At 72.3% G+C, this 16,190-nt stretch carries 17 protein-coding genes and 1 pseudogene; 9 read left to right on the forward strand and 9 right to left on the reverse strand.

Going from position 1 to position 16,190, the window contains the following annotated elements:
- Positions 1 to 44: 44 nt before the first annotated feature.
- The 3 genes from ACZCAH_RS00165 to ACZCAH_RS00175 are packed head-to-tail and all read left to right on the forward strand — an operon-like array spanning position 45 to position 2,379.
- Positions 45 to 686: an SAF domain-containing protein gene (locus tag ACZCAH_RS00165; RefSeq protein ID WP_464339164.1), complete on the forward strand. Its 642-nt coding sequence runs from the start codon at positions 45 to 47 to the stop codon at positions 684 to 686.
- Positions 683 to 1,897 carry an AAA family ATPase gene (locus ACZCAH_RS00170; protein ID WP_464339165.1) on the forward strand — a complete coding sequence of 405 codons (1,215 nt, stop codon included), beginning with the start codon at positions 683 to 685 and terminating at the stop codon, positions 1,895 to 1,897. Before ACZCAH_RS00165 ends, ACZCAH_RS00170 begins: the two co-directional genes overlap by 4 nt.
- Positions 1,898 to 1,935: 38 nt before the next feature.
- Positions 1,936 to 2,379, forward strand: a complete 444-nt coding sequence (locus tag ACZCAH_RS00175; RefSeq protein WP_464339166.1) for a DUF6912 family protein — start codon at positions 1,936 to 1,938, stop codon at positions 2,377 to 2,379.
- 40 nt (positions 2,380 to 2,419) lie between these two features.
- Here ACZCAH_RS00175 and ACZCAH_RS00180 read toward each other — a convergent pair whose 3' ends face one another.
- Positions 2,420 to 2,929: a DUF2505 domain-containing protein gene (locus tag ACZCAH_RS00180; protein WP_464339167.1), complete on the reverse strand. Its 510-nt coding sequence runs from the start codon at positions 2,927 to 2,929 to the stop codon at positions 2,420 to 2,422.
- Positions 2,930 to 3,024: 95 nt separating this feature from the next.
- Here ACZCAH_RS00180 and ACZCAH_RS00185 point away from each other — a divergent pair, with 95 nt between their 5' ends.
- Positions 3,025 to 4,515, forward strand: coding sequence for a sensor histidine kinase (locus tag ACZCAH_RS00185; RefSeq protein ID WP_464339168.1), 1,491 nt, complete (start codon positions 3,025 to 3,027; stop codon positions 4,513 to 4,515).
- A gap of 94 nt (positions 4,516 to 4,609) precedes the next feature.
- Here ACZCAH_RS00185 and ACZCAH_RS00190 read toward each other — a convergent pair whose 3' ends face one another.
- On the reverse strand, positions 4,610 to 4,858 hold the full coding sequence (locus ACZCAH_RS00190; protein WP_329745188.1) for a WhiB family transcriptional regulator: 249 nt from the start codon (positions 4,856 to 4,858) through the stop codon (positions 4,610 to 4,612).
- A gap of 319 nt (positions 4,859 to 5,177) precedes the next feature.
- Between ACZCAH_RS00190 and ACZCAH_RS00195 the strand changes: the two genes are divergently transcribed.
- Positions 5,178 to 5,612, forward strand: coding sequence for a hypothetical protein (locus ACZCAH_RS00195; protein ID WP_464339169.1), 435 nt, complete (start codon positions 5,178 to 5,180; stop codon positions 5,610 to 5,612).
- A 58-nt stretch (positions 5,613 to 5,670) separates the two neighbouring features.
- On the opposite strand, the gene ACZCAH_RS00200 is transcribed toward ACZCAH_RS00195, so the two are convergent.
- From ACZCAH_RS00200 to ACZCAH_RS00225, 6 genes are all read right to left on the reverse strand, one after another.
- Complete coding sequence (locus tag ACZCAH_RS00200) at positions 5,671 to 8,190, reverse strand: ABC transporter permease (RefSeq protein WP_464339170.1); 2,520 nt, start codon at positions 8,188 to 8,190, stop codon at positions 5,671 to 5,673.
- On the reverse strand, positions 8,190 to 8,975 hold the full coding sequence (locus ACZCAH_RS00205; protein WP_464339171.1) for an ABC transporter ATP-binding protein: 786 nt from the start codon (positions 8,973 to 8,975) through the stop codon (positions 8,190 to 8,192). The genes ACZCAH_RS00200 and ACZCAH_RS00205 overlap by 1 nt, the downstream gene beginning before the upstream one ends.
- A gap of 202 nt (positions 8,976 to 9,177) precedes the next feature.
- On the reverse strand, positions 9,178 to 9,867 hold the full coding sequence (locus ACZCAH_RS00210; protein ID WP_464339172.1) for a response regulator: 690 nt from the start codon (positions 9,865 to 9,867) through the stop codon (positions 9,178 to 9,180).
- Positions 9,864 to 11,222: a sensor histidine kinase gene (locus ACZCAH_RS00215; RefSeq protein ID WP_464339173.1), complete on the reverse strand. Its 1,359-nt coding sequence runs from the start codon at positions 11,220 to 11,222 to the stop codon at positions 9,864 to 9,866. The genes ACZCAH_RS00210 and ACZCAH_RS00215 overlap by 4 nt, the downstream gene beginning before the upstream one ends.
- Positions 11,223 to 11,301: 79 nt before the next feature.
- Positions 11,302 to 12,048 carry an SOS response-associated peptidase gene (locus tag ACZCAH_RS00220; RefSeq protein WP_464339174.1) on the reverse strand — a complete coding sequence of 249 codons (747 nt, stop codon included), beginning with the start codon at positions 12,046 to 12,048 and terminating at the stop codon, positions 11,302 to 11,304.
- A 1-nt stretch (position 12,049) separates the two neighbouring features.
- Positions 12,050 to 13,237: a YihY/virulence factor BrkB family protein gene (locus ACZCAH_RS00225; protein WP_464339175.1), complete on the reverse strand. Its 1,188-nt coding sequence runs from the start codon at positions 13,235 to 13,237 to the stop codon at positions 12,050 to 12,052.
- Between the two features lie 192 nt (positions 13,238 to 13,429).
- On the opposite strand from ACZCAH_RS00225, the pseudogene ACZCAH_RS00230 reads away from it, so the two are divergent.
- The 4 genes and pseudogenes from ACZCAH_RS00230 to ACZCAH_RS00245 all read left to right on the forward strand — a co-directional run.
- Positions 13,430 to 14,224: pseudogene (locus ACZCAH_RS00230) on the forward strand (CpaF family protein); the annotation flags it as partial.
- A 53-nt stretch (positions 14,225 to 14,277) separates the two neighbouring features.
- Positions 14,278 to 14,628: a hypothetical protein gene (locus tag ACZCAH_RS00235; RefSeq protein WP_464339176.1), complete on the forward strand. Its 351-nt coding sequence runs from the start codon at positions 14,278 to 14,280 to the stop codon at positions 14,626 to 14,628.
- Between the two features lie 43 nt (positions 14,629 to 14,671).
- A complete protein-coding gene (locus ACZCAH_RS00240; RefSeq protein WP_464339177.1) occupies positions 14,672 to 14,863 on the forward strand; it encodes a hypothetical protein in 192 nt (63 codons plus the stop codon).
- Positions 14,864 to 14,986: 123 nt separating this feature from the next.
- The gene (locus tag ACZCAH_RS00245) at positions 14,987 to 15,172 is read left to right on the forward strand and encodes a hypothetical protein (protein ID WP_464339178.1); all 186 of its coding nucleotides are present in this window, start codon (positions 14,987 to 14,989) and stop codon (positions 15,170 to 15,172) included.
- A gap of 275 nt (positions 15,173 to 15,447) precedes the next feature.
- Here ACZCAH_RS00245 and ACZCAH_RS00250 read toward each other — a convergent pair whose 3' ends face one another.
- Positions 15,448 to 16,086, reverse strand: a complete 639-nt coding sequence (locus tag ACZCAH_RS00250; RefSeq protein WP_464339179.1) for an NYN domain-containing protein — start codon at positions 16,084 to 16,086, stop codon at positions 15,448 to 15,450.
- Positions 16,087 to 16,190: the final 104 nt, after the last annotated feature.

The raw sequence follows: 16,190 nt of genomic DNA on the forward strand, positions 1-16,190 counted from the left end.
CGAGGGACCCGACCACCAGGGCCGGGCGAGGGCAGGAGGATGCCGTGGGGGCGACCGCACCGGTGATGAGGCTGCGCAGGCCGCGATGGAGGGATCCGCGTCTGATCGTGGGCATCGTGCTGGTGGTGGCCAGCGTGCTCATGGGAGCCCTGCTGGTCTCGAGGCTCTCCGAGACCACCCCGGTGCTGATCGCCAAGGGGCCGATCGCCCCGGGCGATCCGCTGGACGCCGACACCCTCACGACGGTCGAGCTGCGTCTCGGGGACCAGAAGGAGCTCTACGTCGGCAGCCTCGATGCCGTCCCGGAGGGAGCGGTCGCAAGCCGGGCGGTGCAGGCCGGGGAGATGCTGCCGGTGTCCGCGGTCGGCCAGCCGGAGGATGTCGCGCTCCGTCCCGTGGTGATCCCCGTCGACGCCTCGGTGGCGGAGTCGGTGGTGCCCGGTGCGACCGTCGAGCTGTGGCACACGAGCCCGGCGCCTCAGGACGGCGGCAGCGGTGAGGCGCGCCTGCTCGTGGAGGAGGCGATCGTCCGCCGTGTCGACGAGGGCAGCTCGCTGGGGATGCGATCCATGTCGGTCGAGGTGCTCGTGCCGCAGGAGAGCGTCGCCGAGGTGCTCCAGGTGCTCGCGGAGGAAGAGCGTCTCGACGTCATCGGTGTCCCGGGGGCCTACGGGGTGACGCCGTGATCGACGTGGTGCTCTGCGCCTCGGGCAGCGACGAGGTCCGCATCGTGCACGACCTCGCCGTCGACAGGGGCCGCACCGCGCGCGTCGTGCGGCGCTGCGCCGATCTCGCCGAGACGCTCGCCGTGGTCTCCGCCGGGATCGGCGACGTCGTCCTCCTCGACGTGTCGGTGAGAGGGCTGGGGCGCGAGCCGCTCGCGACCCTGCTGCGGGACGCCGCCGTGGTGGGCCTGCGGGACGAGCGCGCGGGGGAGCAGACCTCGCTGGGGCTGCGGCACGTCGTGCCCGCCTCCGCGCCGATCGAGGAGATCCTCGCGGCCCTCGTCGCCGCGACGGACTCCGGGGACGAGGCGACCGACTGGGTGCAGGAGGCGAGCGACTCCGCGATGGGCACCGGCTCCGACGGGCGCCTGGTCGTGGTGTGGGGACCGGGGGGCGCCCCGGGACGGACGACGGTCGCGGTCAACCTCGCCGCCGAAGCGGCGGCCGGCGGCCACGAGACGACCCTCGTGGACGCCGACACCTACGGGCCCTCCCTCAGCCAGGTCCTTGGCGTGCTGGACGAGTCGCCGGGCCTGGTCGCCGCCTGCCGCGCGCACGATCGGGACACCCTCGACGAGCAGACGCTGGGCTCCCTCCTGCCCCTGGTCCAGCCGGGCCTGCGCCTGCTCAGCGGCATCGGTGTGCCCGCACGCTGGGCCGAGGTGCGCAGCAGCTCGCTCGACGGGGTGTGGCAGGCGCTCGCGCGGCGTGGCGGACTGGTCATCGCCGACGTCGGCGCGGTCCTCGAGGAGGACGAGGAGCTGAGCTACGACACCGCAGCACCGCAGCGCAATGCCGCGACGCTCAGCGCCGTCGCCGCCGCGGATGCCGTGATCGTCGTGACCTCTGCGGATCCGGTGAGCATCACCCGGCTGCTGCGGGACCATGCCCGCCTCGAAGAGCTCGGGGCGGCGGAGCTGCACCTGGTGGTCAACCGGGTCGGACCCCCGATATCCAGCGACCAGGTGCGCGAGCTGCTGCGCGGCCGTCTCGAGCCGGCCTCCCTCCACCTCCTGCCCGATGATCCGGTCGCCTGCCGCAACGCGATCTGGGACGGTGCGCTGCTCGCCGAGTCCGCGCCGCGCTCGCCGCTGCGGCGGGCGCTGCGCGAGCTGGCGCTCTCCCCGGCGCTGCTGGGCTCCGCGCTCGCGCCGGTCGAGCCCGCTCGGTGAGACCGGATCGGAGCCGGGCGGGTGAGAGGATGGACGGCATGAGGATCTACCTGCCGCTGACCCCAGCGGACCGTCCCGTTCTCGAGCGCAGCGGTAGCGACGTCGAGCTCGTCGCGGGCCGCGCGGCCTGGGCCGTCACCGGAGAGGCCCGGGCCTCCTTCCCCCAGGAGGACGAGGAGGACCTCGAGTACGAGGCGCTCCAGGAGGCGACCCACGTCGCTCTCAGCGAGGTCGCGGCCGCGTCGAGAGCTCTCGTGATCGCGCTGGACGTCCCCGAGCGCGACCTGGCGCCCGCCGAGGACGGCGGCGCCTACGGGGTCGCTGCCTCGCGCGCGACCAGCGGCAGGATCGCGAGCTTCCACGTCACCGAGCTGAGCGCCGCCGCGGCGGAGGCGGATGACACCGACCCCGCCCTGCTGTGGTTCGACGCCGCCGAGGGCCCGCGTGCGCTCGAGTACCTCGCCGGCGGCACCCCGGACTGATCGCGATCGTCCCGGGTGCCGCCCCCGAGTAACTCGCTGATCAGCTCGCGGCGGACTGCTCCCGATAGGTCGTCGCGGAGCGCTCCTCGGCGCGCAGCACCTTCGAGACGTAGGGCTGGGCGGCCTTCTCCAGCCGAGCCCCGATCAGCGGCACCTTCGCCGTGAGATCGCCGTCGATCTCGACCGTGCAGGATCCCTCACCGGCCGGCGCGAGCCGCGCAGTGCCCTGCATCCCCGCGGGAAGCCCCACGACGTCGAACTGCATCGTGCCGGAGCGGGACCCATCGCCCGCAGGGGCGGACCAGCGCTGGGTCTCGCGCACCGTCAACGAGGAGCCGACGAAACGCTTGGCGATGTCCGGCACCCGATCCGTCGGCAGGTGCAGATCGGTCGTGACGGTGAACTCGCCGGCGGGATCGCCGGACACCACGGCGCTCGCCGCGTCGGCCCCGAGGGTGCGGCGCCGGATCTCCGCATACTCGGTGTCGGCGTACATCGCTGCCGCCTCACGGGCGGACAGCGGAAGGTTCATCGTCTCGCGGAGCTTCATCAGGATCCTCTCGTCGGGTCGTCGGACCCAGACTAGGTCAGCACCGGGACGTCTCCTGAGTCCGGACCGCATCGGGTGGCGCCTATCCTTGGGGCATGCCGAGCCTGTCCAAGTTCCTCGCCGATGATCGTGAGCTCTCCGAGAAGGAGGCGGACTGGCTCCAGCACCTCGTCGGGGACTGGAACCTCCTGTCCGACCTGCTGCGCGCCGATCTCGTCCTCTGGATCCGCTCCGCGGACGGCCCCCGGGCCGTCGCCCACTGCCGCCCCGCGACCGGGGCGACCGTGTACTACGAGGATCCTGTCGGGACGGTGCTCGACGAAGACTCCGACTCCGAGGTCCGGGCGCTCTTCGCCGGGGCGGAGCCTAGCGGGGAAGCTATCGGGATCGAGCGGGAGGGCCGCGAGGCCCGCGGCCTGCTGGTCCGGGTGCGCAAGGCCGGACGGACCCTCGGCGTGCTCGCCGCGGAGAGCCCCGCGAGCGACGGCGAGCCCTCGCAGAGCGAGCGGCGCCAGCAGCAGCTCGGTCGCCGCATCCTGCAGATGCTCGAGGCCGGAGCGTTCCCGATCGAGGGGGCACCGATCCCGCCCCGCCGCGGCGCTCCGCGCGTCGGCGACGGCGTGGTCGAGGTCGACGCCGCCGGGATCGTGCAGTGGACCAGTCCGAACGCCCAGTCGGCCTTCCACCGCTTCGGGATCGAGGGGTCCATCGTCGGCTCGACCCTCGCCGAGCACTCGACCGAGGTGCTGCAGTCCCGCTCACCGGTGGACGAGTCCCTGCCGCTCGTGCTCATGGGGCGCGCCGCGTGGCGCTCGGACATGCAGGCCCGCGGGGGGACGCTCTCCCTGCGAGCGGTCCCGCTGACCGAGGACGGGCGGCGCACCGGCGCCATCATCCTGGTGCGCGACGTGACCGAGCTGCGGCGCCGGGAGCGGGAGCTGATCACCAAGGACGCCACGATCCGCGAGGTCCACCACCGGGTGAAGAACAACCTGCAGACGGTCGCGGCCCTGCTGCGGATGCAGTCGCGTCGGATGAAGACGGACGAGGCACGGGAGGCGCTCACCGAGGCCATGCGCCGCGTCTCCACGATCGCCCTGGTGCACGAGTCGCTGCTGCAGGGGTCGGAGGAGGCCGTCCACTTCGACGAGGTCATCGATCGCTGTCTGCGCCTCGCGGTGGATGCGGCGAGCGCCTCCGTGCACCGGGCGGGGACGCCGCAGCTCGCCGAGTCCCAGGTGGAGGTGCGCACGGAGAAGATCGGGCGGGTGGGGACGATCCGCGCCGAGGAGGCGACCCCGCTCGCGCTGGTCGTCACGGAACTGGCCACGAACGCCGTGGAGCATGGACTGTCGGAGAGCGGCGGCACTCTCACCATCCGCAGCGAGCGCACCGGCTCGCACCTGGTCATCGCCATCGAGGACGACGGGAACGGGATGGGGGCGGCGAAGCCGACGGGCCTCGGCACGAACATCGCCCTGACCCTCGTGCAGGGTCAGCTCGGCGGCACGCTCACCTGGGGGAGCCGGGACGGCGGGGGGACCAGTGCGGTCGTCGACGTCTACCTCGACCCGATCCAGGTCTGAGGGACGGGCCCGCCAGGTGCCGGGCCGGGGCCGCGTCGGCGGGCCCGCGGCCTCGGCCTCGGGGATGTGGGCGTCCGAGGGACGCCCGGAAACGTCAGCTGGCGCGACGGGCGCGCGCGTTGCGGCGCTTGAGGGAGCGACGCTCATCCTCCGAGAGGCCGCCCCAGACGCCCGAGTCCTGACCGGTCTCGAGGGCGAACTTCAGGCATGCGGTCATGACGTCGCACTTCTGGCACACCGCCTTCGCCTCCTGGATCTGGGTGATCGCGGGGCCGGTGTTCCCGATCGGGAAGAACAGCTCGGGATCATGCTTGAGGCACTCGGCACGGTGGCGCCAGTCCATCGTCACTCTCTCTTTCCAGGACGTCGCGGCGCGACGGGTTCGGTCGCGCTGCGACGAGGGTTCGCTCCCTGACGGGGCGGTCTCGGATCTGCGACTCGTCTCCGGCGCAGGCACCGGTTCGAGCCGTCCTCCATTCTCTGGCCAGGTCCGGGCGGGCTACAAGGGTCTTCCCGCGCGACCTGGGTGGCACTTCCCACACGGTTGTCCGACACGGCGCGGAACCCGTGAGACGGGGCACGGAGGCTTGCGCGGGGGCCCCGGGGATGCTGTGCGCGCGGGCCCCGGGAAGGCATCCCGAGGCGGCGGCTACAGTGCGTCCATGCCCTCCAGCGCCTCCTCCTCCGGCTCCCGCCCCGCCGACCGTTCGGACGAGGTGGACCCGGATCCCCGCCTGCGCCCGGCGGCCACGGTGCTTCTCCTCGTCGAGGCGGTGATGCTGCTCGCCGCCGGGTCGTACTTCCTCGTGCTGGCCACTTCCGGCGTCGGCGACCCGCGGTTCGGGCTGGGTCTCGGCGCCTTCCTCGTCCTCTTCGCCGTGCTGGTCGCGCTCGCGGCACGGTCCCTGCGGGCGCGGGGCCGCTTCGGGCTCGGCTACGGGGTGACCTGGCAGCTCTTCCAGGCCCTCGTGGCCGCGAGCATGCTGCGCTCGGGGATGGTGTGGCAGGGGGCTCTCGCGCTGCTCCTGGCCATCGCCACCTTCGTGCTGCTGCTGAACCTGGTGCGCTCCACCCCGCTCCCGCGGCAGGACGGCTGAGGCGGCGCACTCCCCGCCCAGCACGTCCCGCCGGTCTCCTCCGTCGTGAGGCCGCGCCTCAGTCGCCGGCGGCGAGCGCCGCGGCCGGGGCCGTGCGCGCGGCGGCCCTGCCCGGGAGCACCGAGGCGAGGGCCCCGGCGGCGAGGGCCAGGACCAGCACGATCACGAGGCGGTCCCACGGGATGGTGATCGAGACGGGATAGGTCGATCCGAGGATAGCGATGATCCCGAGCACGCCGTACAGGCTGCCGATCACCAGGCCCAGCAGGGCGCCGACCGCCGCGAGCAGCACGCCTTCCCAGCCGAGCATCGCCCGCATCTGGCGCCGCGTGGTGCCGAGCGCTCGGAGCAGCGCGTTCTCCCCGGTCCTCTCGACCACGCCGAGGCTGAGGGTGTTGGTCACCCCGACGAGCGCGACGAGGACGGCGACCGCGAGCAGGGCCACCGTGATGCCGAGCAACACGTCGAGGATCTGGCCGTAGGCCTCGCGCTCGGCCCCGCCGACCACGCTGCTCGCGCCCGTGAAGCCCTCCCCGGCGGAGACCTCCTCGACCGCGGCGACCAGCTCGTGGATGTCGACGCCCTCTCTCCCGGCGCTGCCGGGATCGGCGAAGTCCGCGAGCACCACCGGTTGCGCCCCGTCCCCGACCAGGAGCTCGAGGGTGCCGGGGGTGACGAGCGACATCTGCAGGTTCGCATCGACCTGGACCCGCAGTTCGCGGGATGCCCCGTCGGCGTCCTGGAGCGTGAGGACCTGTCCGTCGTGCAGTCCGAACCGCTCGGCGCGGTCCTGGCCGAGCAGGACCGTCCCGTCGGTCAGCTCTCCGGCCATCGCGGGCCGGTGGGACAGCTCGCGGACCGTCTCGGGGGTCGCACCGACGAGGGTCATCGGCTCGTTTGCGCCGACCTGCACATCGCCCCGCGCGGTGGCGTCGGCCGCGTCGATACCGGGGATCGCGGCGATCTGCGCGGCGGCGTCCTCCGGCATCTCGTCGGCGCTGAGCACCAGGTCGATCGGTCGCCGCGAGTCGAGCTCCGCGGTCAGGGTCGCCTCGGCGGTCCGCGCGCCGACGGTCATCATCGTCATCAGCGTGGTGCCGATGAGCAGGGCAGCGATCGTGGCCGCACTCCGACGCGGGTTCCGGGCGACGTTCGCCCCGGCGATCCGCGCCGGGAGACCGCCGAGCCGGCCGGCGGTCCGCGCGGCGAGGTCGGCGAGCGGCCGGGTGAGGGTCACGAGTCCCAGCATCACGCCGGTGAAGCTCACGACGCCGCCGACGATCGCGGCGAGCAGCCCCGGCCCGGCGATCCCGCGGACGGCCAGGACGGTGCCCCCGGCGAGGGCGGCGACGCCGAGGACCACGCCGGCGAGGCCGGCCGCCTCCCGGATCCCCAGGCGTCGTGCCGTGGCGGGCGGGGCGGGGCGCAGCGCCTGCAGGGGCGCGACCCTGGTCGCCTGCCGCATCGGGGCGAGGCTCGCGAGGACCGTGATCCCGATGCCCGCGACCACGGGCAGCAGCACCGACCAGAGGGTCACCGGCACCACGACCAGCCCCGGGAGCAGGCCGAGGGCGGCGGCGCCCGCGAGCGCGGCCTGGACCAGCAGGTGGCCGGCCAGCATTCCCAGCACGGCACCGAGAAGGCCGACGAACAGCGATTCGCGCAGGACGACGGCGCGGACCTGGTGGCGGGTCGCGCCGAGGGTGCGCAGCAGGGCGAGGGAGCGCGTGCGCTGGGCGAGGGTGACGGCGAAGGTGTTCGCGATGACGACGGCGCTGGTGACGAGGGCGATGATCACGAACACGGCGAGCAGGAGCCCGAGCACGGCGAAACCCTGCAGGAGATCGTCGGCGGCCTCCTCCTCGGCGGCCTCGACGCTGCGCACGGTGAGGCCGGGCGCGGCCGAGTCCGCGGCGCGGGCGGCGATCTCGGCGGCGTCGGAGCCGTCGGGGACGGAGGCGAGCCAGGTCGGGGTGAGGGTGCCCGCCGTCGGTCCGAGGACGGCCACGGCGTTGACGTCCTGGACCATCAGGCGGGGCGTCCCGCCGAAGAGCGCGCCGGGTGGATCGGCGGCGATCCCGACCACCTCTAGGGTGGTGGTGGGAGCGACCCCGTCTCCCGTGTCCGGGGTGACGGGGGTCGCGAGCTCGATCCGGTCGCCGACGCCGACCTCGAGGGTCTCGGCGGCGGTGCGGCCGAGCACGATCTGGCCGGCGGAGCTCGCCGTCGTCCCCTCCTCGAGGGTCGTGCCGGGCGGGAGCATCACCGCCTCGAGATATGCGCCGATGCTCGTCGAGCTCGCCTCGAGGTAGGTCATGGGGACCGGCCACACGGACTCGGCGCCCTCGACCTCGGGGGCGGGCAGCGGCTCCGTGGCGGCCCAGTCCTCCTCGGCGAGCTCCCGCGTGATCTCGAGGTCGGCGCCGGCGTACATCTGCGAGGCCTGGGAGCGCAGGGTGTCCTGCATCAGGGCCCCGGCGAGGAGCATCACGGCGACGAAGGCGCAGGACAGGGCGATGGTGACGACGGCCGCGAGGTGGCGTCGCAGCGGGGTCAGCCGCACGTGCGCGCGGGCCATCAGCGCTCGCCCCGCTCGGGGCGGGAGGCCTCGGAGGTGCGGGCTCCCCGCAGATCCTCGTCGGACGCGATCCGGCCGTCGGCGAGGGTGAGGATCCGGTCGGCGCGCTCGGCCGCGTCCCGCTCGTGGGTGACCATCACGACGGTCTGCCCGAACTCGTCCACCGACAGGCGCAGGAAGTCGAGCACCTCCTCGGTGGTGCGGGAGTCGAGATTGCCGGTGGGCTCGTCGGCGAAGACCACGGCGGGGGAGGTGACCAGGGCGCGGGAGATCGCGACGCGCTGGATCTGGCCGCCGGAGAGCTGAGAGGGGAGATGGTCCAGGCGGTCCGCGATGCCGAAGGCGGTGGTGAGCGTGTCCAGCCAGGACCGGTCCACGCGGGCGCCGGCGAGCTCGAGGGGCAGCAGGATGTTCTGCTCGGCGGTCAGCATCGGCAGCAGGTTGAAGGACTGGAATACGAAGCCGATCCGCTCGCGGCGGAGGCGGGTCAGAGCGTCGTCCCGCAGCGCGGTGATCTCGGTGCCGTCGAGCTCGATCGAGCCGGAGGTGACGTCGTCGAGCCCCGCGAGGAGGTGCAGCAGCGTCGACTTGCCGGACCCGGACGGGCCCATGATCGCGGTGAACGCGCCGCGGGCGATGTCGACGTCGACGCCGTCCAGCGCGCGCACGGTCGCATCTCCCGAACCATAGGTGCGGGTGAGGCCGCGTGCGCGGAGCGCGACGGCATCGGCTCCGGGACCGGACGGGATGGAGGGCGGGGGAGCGGCCTGGGCGGCGGCGGTCATGGGGAGTCCTTCGGGCAGGGGCCTGGGGTCGTCTGCCATGTTCCGCGGCCGGCGGCCCCGTCGGCGTCGGCCCCTGGTCGCGCTCTCCGACCCCTCGACGTGCCCAGGGATGACGGGCCGTCATACCGGGGGATGATGCGATCCGCGCCATTCCGACCGGGCCAGCCGGGCCGGCCGGACCATCCAGACCAGCAGGAACGCCTCAGCCGTCGCCGGGGGTGACCAGACCGGTCTCGAAGGCGATGATCACGGCCTGCACCCGGTCACGGGCGCCGAGCTTGGCGAGGACCCGCCCGACGTGGGTCTTGACGGTCGCCTCGGCGACGAACAGCTCGGCACCGATCTCCTGGTTGGAGCGTCCGCGCCCCATGAGTGTCAGCACCTCGCGCTCGCGGTCGGTGAGCTGGTCCAGGGCGGAGTCGTCCTGCACGGCGGGCTCGGGGATGGAGACGACGCGCTCGAGGAGGCGGCGGGTGGCCGACGGGGCGATCACCGCATCGCCCCGGTGTACGGTGCGGATCGCGCTGAGGAGCTCCTCGGGCTGGGCGTCCTTGAGCAGGAACCCGCTGGCACCGGCGCGGATCGCCGCCACCACGTACTCGTCGAGGTCGAAGGTGGTCAGGACGATGATCCTCGGCGCGCGCCCCTCCGGGAGGCGCTCGAGCAGGGTCGTGGTCGCCTCGATGCCGTCCATCCGCGGCATGCGCACGTCCATCAGCACCACGTCGACGGTGCGGGCGGAGAGCTCGCGGACGGCCTCGGCGCCGTCGGCGGCCTGCACCACGACCTCCATGTCGTCCTGCGAGTCGATGACCATCGCGAACCCGGTGCGCACGAGCGGCTGGTCGTCGACGAGGGCGATGCGGAGGGGACGGCAGTCGGGCTCGGTCATCGGGTCTCTCCTGGTGGTGAAGCTGATGAGGGGCGGGTGGGAGCAGCAGGGTTTGGGCGGGTGGGAGCGGTCGAGCGGGGCGGGATGGGTCCGTCGGGGCCCGCCAGCGGCACCGTCGCCCGGACGCGGAAGCCGCGGGAGGGGAGCGGTCCCGCCTGCAGCGACCCGCCGAGCACCGCCATCCGCTCGCGCATCCCGGTCAGCCCGTGGCCGAGGCCGTCGGAGGCGGGATCGGTGCCCCGGCCGTCGTCGACCACCTCGAGCGTGAGGCTCTGGGCGGTGCGCTCGAGTCGAACGGCGGCCGAGGCTCCGGTCCCGGCGTGTTTGAGCACGTTCGTCAACGATTCCTGGACGAGCCGGAAGACCGAGACGCCGACGGCCTGCGGCAGGCCCTCGAGCGACCCCTCGATCCCGAGATCGACCTCGAGGCCCGCCCCCCGCACCCGCTCCAGCAGATCCGGCAGCTGGGCCGGCCCCGGCTGGGGCCCGAAGCTGGTCTCGTCCTCCTGGCGCAGCACGCCCAGCAGGGAGCGCATGTCGGCGAGAGCGGAGCGCCCGGTCTCGCCGATGGTCGCGAGCACCTCGACGGCCTTCTCCGGCTTCTGGGCCGCGACGAAGCGGCCCCCGTCGGCTTGCGCGATGATCACGGACAGGGAGTGGGCGACCACGTCGTGCATCTCGCGGGCGATGCGCGCGCGCTCGTCGGCGACGGCGAGCGCCGTGCGCTGCTCCCGATCGCGCACCGCCTGCTCGGCCCGCTCCCGGGTGAGGGCGAGCTGGCGCACGCGGGCGCGCTGCAGGTTCGCGAGCGCCCAGATCGCGACGATGGTGATGGTGCCGACGACGATCAGCCCCATGAAGGTCAACGCCGCCTCGCCGATGCCGCCGTACGGATCGAGCAGGGAGACCACCGCCCAGGCACTCGCCTGGACGAACACCCCTAGCATCCCGGCGACGACGCCCACCACGTGCACCGTGCCGGTGCCGTAGGCGACGGCGCAGAACAGGGCGTAGAAGGTCATCGCGTCACCGAGGACCACCGGCATGCCGACGAGGACGTGCAGGAGCGCCAGGGAGCCGATCACGAGCACGCCCGCGAGGGGGCGGATGCGGCAGACCGCGCCGGCGAGCACCATCGGCACGGAGAACACCACCCACCAGCCGAGCATCCCGGTCCCCAGCCCGAACACCAGCATCACGAGCGTGACCGCGCCGAAACCGACGAGGTCCACCGTGCCGGGATTCTCGATGACCCAGCGGAAGGGATCGCGCCAGCCCGCGCGAGCGCGCGGGGATACCGGACCCGGCGACGACGGGGGCGTCGGGGCCGCGGTGGGGGCAGGCATGCCGGTCATCCTCCCGAGGGTACGGGCGGGTAGGGAGCGGGGCGTCAGACCGCGGTCGGACGTTCGGTCGCCGCGGAGGCGAGCCCGGTCACAGCAGCCGGCTCGGCCCCTCGAGCAACTCGGGGCCGTCGTTGCCGACCTTACCCACCGCCGGATCGACCTCCCGCACGGAGAGGGTCGCGTCATCGAGCAGGTGGGAGTCGTCGAGGATCCACTCCTGCGCCGCGCCGCGGTCGTCCATCCCGGGGTCGAGCCAGGCGTCGATCTCCTCGCGGCGCAGCATCACCGGGGTGCGGTCGTGGATCTCCGCGAGCTCTCCCGTGGCCTCCCGGGTGATGATCGTGGCCGAGAGCAGGAAGGCGCCATCCTCGCTCGCCGCCGGTCCCTCGTGCCCGCCGGGTCCCTTCCACCAGGAGACCAGGGCTGCCATGTACAGCGGGGAGCCGTCCTCGGGCGCCATGAAGTACGGCTGCTTGCGGGAGCCCTTCGCGTCCCGCACCCATTCGTAATAGCCGTCCATGGGCACGATCGCGCGGTACCGGGTGAGGCTCCCGCGGAAGCTGGGCTTCTCGGCGAGCGTCTCGCGGCGGGCGTTGAAGGTGCGGGAGGAGAAGGAGGCGTCCTTCGCGAACGGCGGCAGCAGCCCCCAGCGGGCCACGCGCAGCGCGCGCCGCACCTCGCCCGTCTCCTTCTCGACCGACTCGGTGACCACGTAGATCGGGGCGGTGGGAGGGATGTTCCAGCGGGCGCGCAGGTGCGGATCGGTCAGGTCGACGGCGTCGAGGTCGTCGACCAGCGGCTCGATCTCCTGGAAGAAGGCGAAGCGCCCGCACATGTCAGGAGTCCTTCGCGGAGGAGGCGGTGTCGGTGCGCCCGTCCTCGTCCCTGTTCCTGTCCCCGTCCGCGTCGACGACGGGCACGCCGTGGCGCGGGGTGAGGCGGGCGTCCTCGCCGGTGTAGGCGTCGGCGTCGTGGTGGAGGTTCCGCAGGCGGATGTCGCGACCCTCGTCGACGATCGCCTCCCGCTTCTCCTCGGCCTTCTCGGCGCCCTTCGACTCCCGCATGGGCAGGGCGAGGGAGTCCTCGGCGGGCTTGCCGGCCTCGAGCTCGCGGGCGCGCTCGTACTCGGCGTCGACCTCCGCCCCGAGGATGATCACGATGTTGATGACCCACAGTGCGAAGAGCACGGCCATGATGCCGCCGATCGCGCCGTAGCTCGAGTAGCCGGCGACCGTGGCCATGTAGATCGAGAGGGCGACCGCCGCGACGGCGATGCCGAGGATCGCGAAGACCCCACCGGGGGAGATGAAGCGGAAGGGCTTGTCGACGTTCGGGGCGCCCCAGTACAGCAGCGAGATCAGGGCGAAGGCGATCACCAGGATCACCGGCCACTTCGCGAAGGCCCAGATCGGCAGGAAGGAGTCCAGCAGGAAGGTCAGCACGCCCTGCGCGCCGATGCTCGAGGCGATCGGTCCTAGCAGCCCGTCCACGAGCGAGGCGTTCAGCAGCACCGAGACCATCACCAGCAGGATCCCGAGGATGATCGCGACGGTCAGGGCGAGCATCGTGCCGTTCATCCGGATGGGACCGCGCCCCTCGGGCACCTCGTAGATCTGGTTCGCCACGCGGCCGTACGCCTTGATGTACGCCGACGCCGACCACAGGGCCGTGCCGATACCGATGATCAGGGCGACCGTGCCGCCGGTCGCGGAACCCATCAGCGAGGTGACGGTCGAGCGCACCGCGTCGTCGGCGCCGAGGCCGCTGCCGCCGGCCGCCTGGTTGATGAGGTCCACCAGGAGATCCGCGATCTGGTCCTTGATGTCCGCGAGCAGCAGTGTCGCCAGCGAGAACAGCGCCAGCAGGGTCGGCGCGATCGACAGGACCATGAAGTAAGTGAGCTTCGCCGCCTGGTCGGTGCCGCCGTCGCGGACGAACTCCGCGATCACCCGCTTCACCATGTACTTCAGCGTGGGCGCGGACAGCTTCGGGGCGTCCTCGCCGTTCGTCGTGGTCGCTGCCATGGAGAGCTCCTCGGGGGAAGTCGTCGGGCTGACTTCCGTCATCCTGCCATGGGAGCGGGCTGGGCGAGTTATCCACAAATCCGGAGAGCGGGGAGCGCACGGCGCCCGGACGTGCCTAGGGTGGCCGAGGCGGTGCGCCGGCACCGCACGTCGGGAGCATGGAGTCCCGGCGCGGGGGTGCGAGGGGACCGGATGGACGTCACTGCCGTCATCGAGAACGAGTCGCGGGAGCTGATCCGCAGGCGCGGGCTGGATGCCCGCGCGGATCAGCTCGAGCCGCTCATCCGTGAGGTGGTCGCCGACTACGACCGACGCTCCGCCTCCGGCGAGGTGCCCGTGCTGCGCGAACCCGACACGTTGGTCGCCGAGGTCGCCGCGCGCATCGGCGGCTTCGGCCCCCTCCAGGAACTCCTCGACGATCCGACCGTCGAGGAGATCTGGCTGAACTCGCCGAGCGAGGTCTTCCTCGCGCGGAACGGTCGCAGCGAGCTGACCACGATCGTGTTGAGCGACGACGAGGTGCGCGGCATCGTCGAGCGGATGCTGGTCAGCTCCGGTCGCCGCCTGGACATGTCCACGCCCTTCGTCGACGCGCTGCTGCCCGATGGATCGCGCCTCCATGTCGTGATCCCGAGCGTGACCCGTACCCACTGGGCCGTGAACATCCGCAAGTTCATCGCCCGCGCCCGGGACCTCGACGGCCTGGTCGCCCTCGGATCCCTCACGCAGCAGTCCGCCGACTTCCTGCACGCCGCCGTCGCCTCGGGCCTGAACATCATCACCTCCGGGGCGACCGGGGCGGGAAAGACGACCTTCCTCCGCTGCCTCGCGGGCTCCGTCGGCCCGCGGGAGCGAGTGGTCACCATCGAGGAGGTGTTCGAGCTCGACCTCCGCCTGCGCGACGTGGTCGCGATGCAGACCCGGCAGGCGAACCTCGAGGGGGCCGGCGAGATCTCGATGCGCCGCCTGGTGAACACGAGTCCGCGATAACGCTACGGCGCGCGGTCGGCTGTCGCACCGGCGCGGCATCCTCGGTGCCCATGGACCCGTCCGGCCTAGAGCTCTACTTCGCGCACCAGCGTGCCATGCAGGCGGTCCACGCCGTCGTGATCCGGTACCGGCTCGCGCTGATCGGGCCGCGCGTCGACGTCGCGCACTCCGACCTCGACCCCTCACTCCCGCCGCACTCGGTTCTCATCCGTGCCGGCGGCGCCGAGCTGCTCATCGACTCCGCGGAGTGGATCGGGCGCCGCGCCGAGCTCGGCGCGCACGTCCTCGCGTGGGTGCTCGAGCACGTAGACCTCCGCGGCGCGCGGCCCCGCACGGGAGCGCGTTGCTACGACCAGGTATGGATGGGGGCGTGGAGGGACGCGAACCCACGGCGGCGCTGAGTACGATCACCCCACCGCTGGACACCGCTGACTAGGAGTGAAGATGGACCGAGACAGCCTGATCAAGTACATCAACGCCACCATCGCGAGCGGTGACGCCCAGACCTCCCCACTGGACTACGACGTCGAGGCAATCGCCGACGAGCTCGCGCAGCTGGCTGGGCCCGGCAAGGGCGAGAAGGTCGAGGCGCCCGTGTTCTGGGCAACGATCGAGAAGCACAAGAAGAACGCGTGACCCCGCCCGCGCACCGCGCCGCTACGACCAGGTGTGGACGGGGGAGTGAAGGGATGCGAACCCTGGGCGTCGATGAGCATCGGCGGTATCGTCGTCCCCACCCCAGCAGCGAGGAGGTGTCCCATGGATCGAGACACTCTGATCCAGGTCATCACATCGACGATCGGCGACACCGAGCGGGGGGACGACCCCGCCGACTTCGACGTGCCCGCGATCGCTGACGAGCTGCTCCGCGACCGGCCCGACGGTGACTTCGAGACCCTTGACCCGAACGAGTTCTGGCCTGTGGTCGAACGCCACCGCCGCTGAGCAGAGGAACGCGCGCTGCTGCTCGGCCGAACCCAGGCCGCCGTCGACGACTGGCTCCGCGCCTACCACCGGCGCCCCGACGACCCGCACGGCGTGAAGCCCCGGCCATGAAGAAGCGCCCCCACCCGGCCCGGAGGCTGGGCGGGGGCGTGGTGGATCTCTTCGAGGGCTTCAATCGCGAAGCGATCCGATAGCCAGGCTAACAGTCTCAGGCTGGGAGTAAGGCGCGTCGGGCTGGTCGAGGTGCCGAATGACTACGGGGGTAGCGCGGGTCGCTAGCACCACGAAGGCGGTCGCTGATACGTCTTCCCGCCGGCGTCGAAAGAGTCGGGCAGCTGTGCTTGGTTGATCTTCGATCGAGCGATGTGGAAGGAGGCGGGCATGAGGTCCTTCAGCTCCCGCGAGAACCGCTCGGGGGGAAAAGCCGCGGCCACGAAGAGGCGAGGGTTCGCCTTGCGCGCGACGCGCACAGCGGGTGCAAGGTCGCTGTCACCCGACACGATGATGATCGTGTCGGAAGTCTCGGCGTATGCGTCCGCGACGATGCGGGTAGCGATGTTGACGTCGGTCTCCTTCTCCTCATAGGAGGTCCACGTCGAGCCGCAGCCCCGGCATTCCATCGGCTTCCGCTCGTACCGCCCCTGCACCACCTGGATCGTGGGGTGCAGCTTCGTCAACCCCTCGATGTAGTGCGCCTGCCGAGACTGAGCCCCCGGGTCGTCGATCACGGGAGCGGTGAAGTACTTCACCGCGGTGAGCCTCTGCAAGGGACGGAACGACCGAGCGAGCGCGTGCAGGTCGAGCCAGAGGAGACGTCGGCCGGCCCAATCGTGGAGGCCGTGGTAGAGATTGAAGCCGTCCACGTAGACCGTCAGGCGCTGCTTCGGCGGGGCGGGCTTCGGGACTTCGATCACGGCTCGGTCCTGTCCTTGCGGGCATGGTGGATCTGTGTATAGTACTGGCATACCCCGCCCGGTTGTCCCACTCCAGCCGAGGCTCAACGGCTCCCCCTTCATTG

The sequence above is a fragment of the Brachybacterium sp. B718/18 genome (assembly GCF_055454375.1).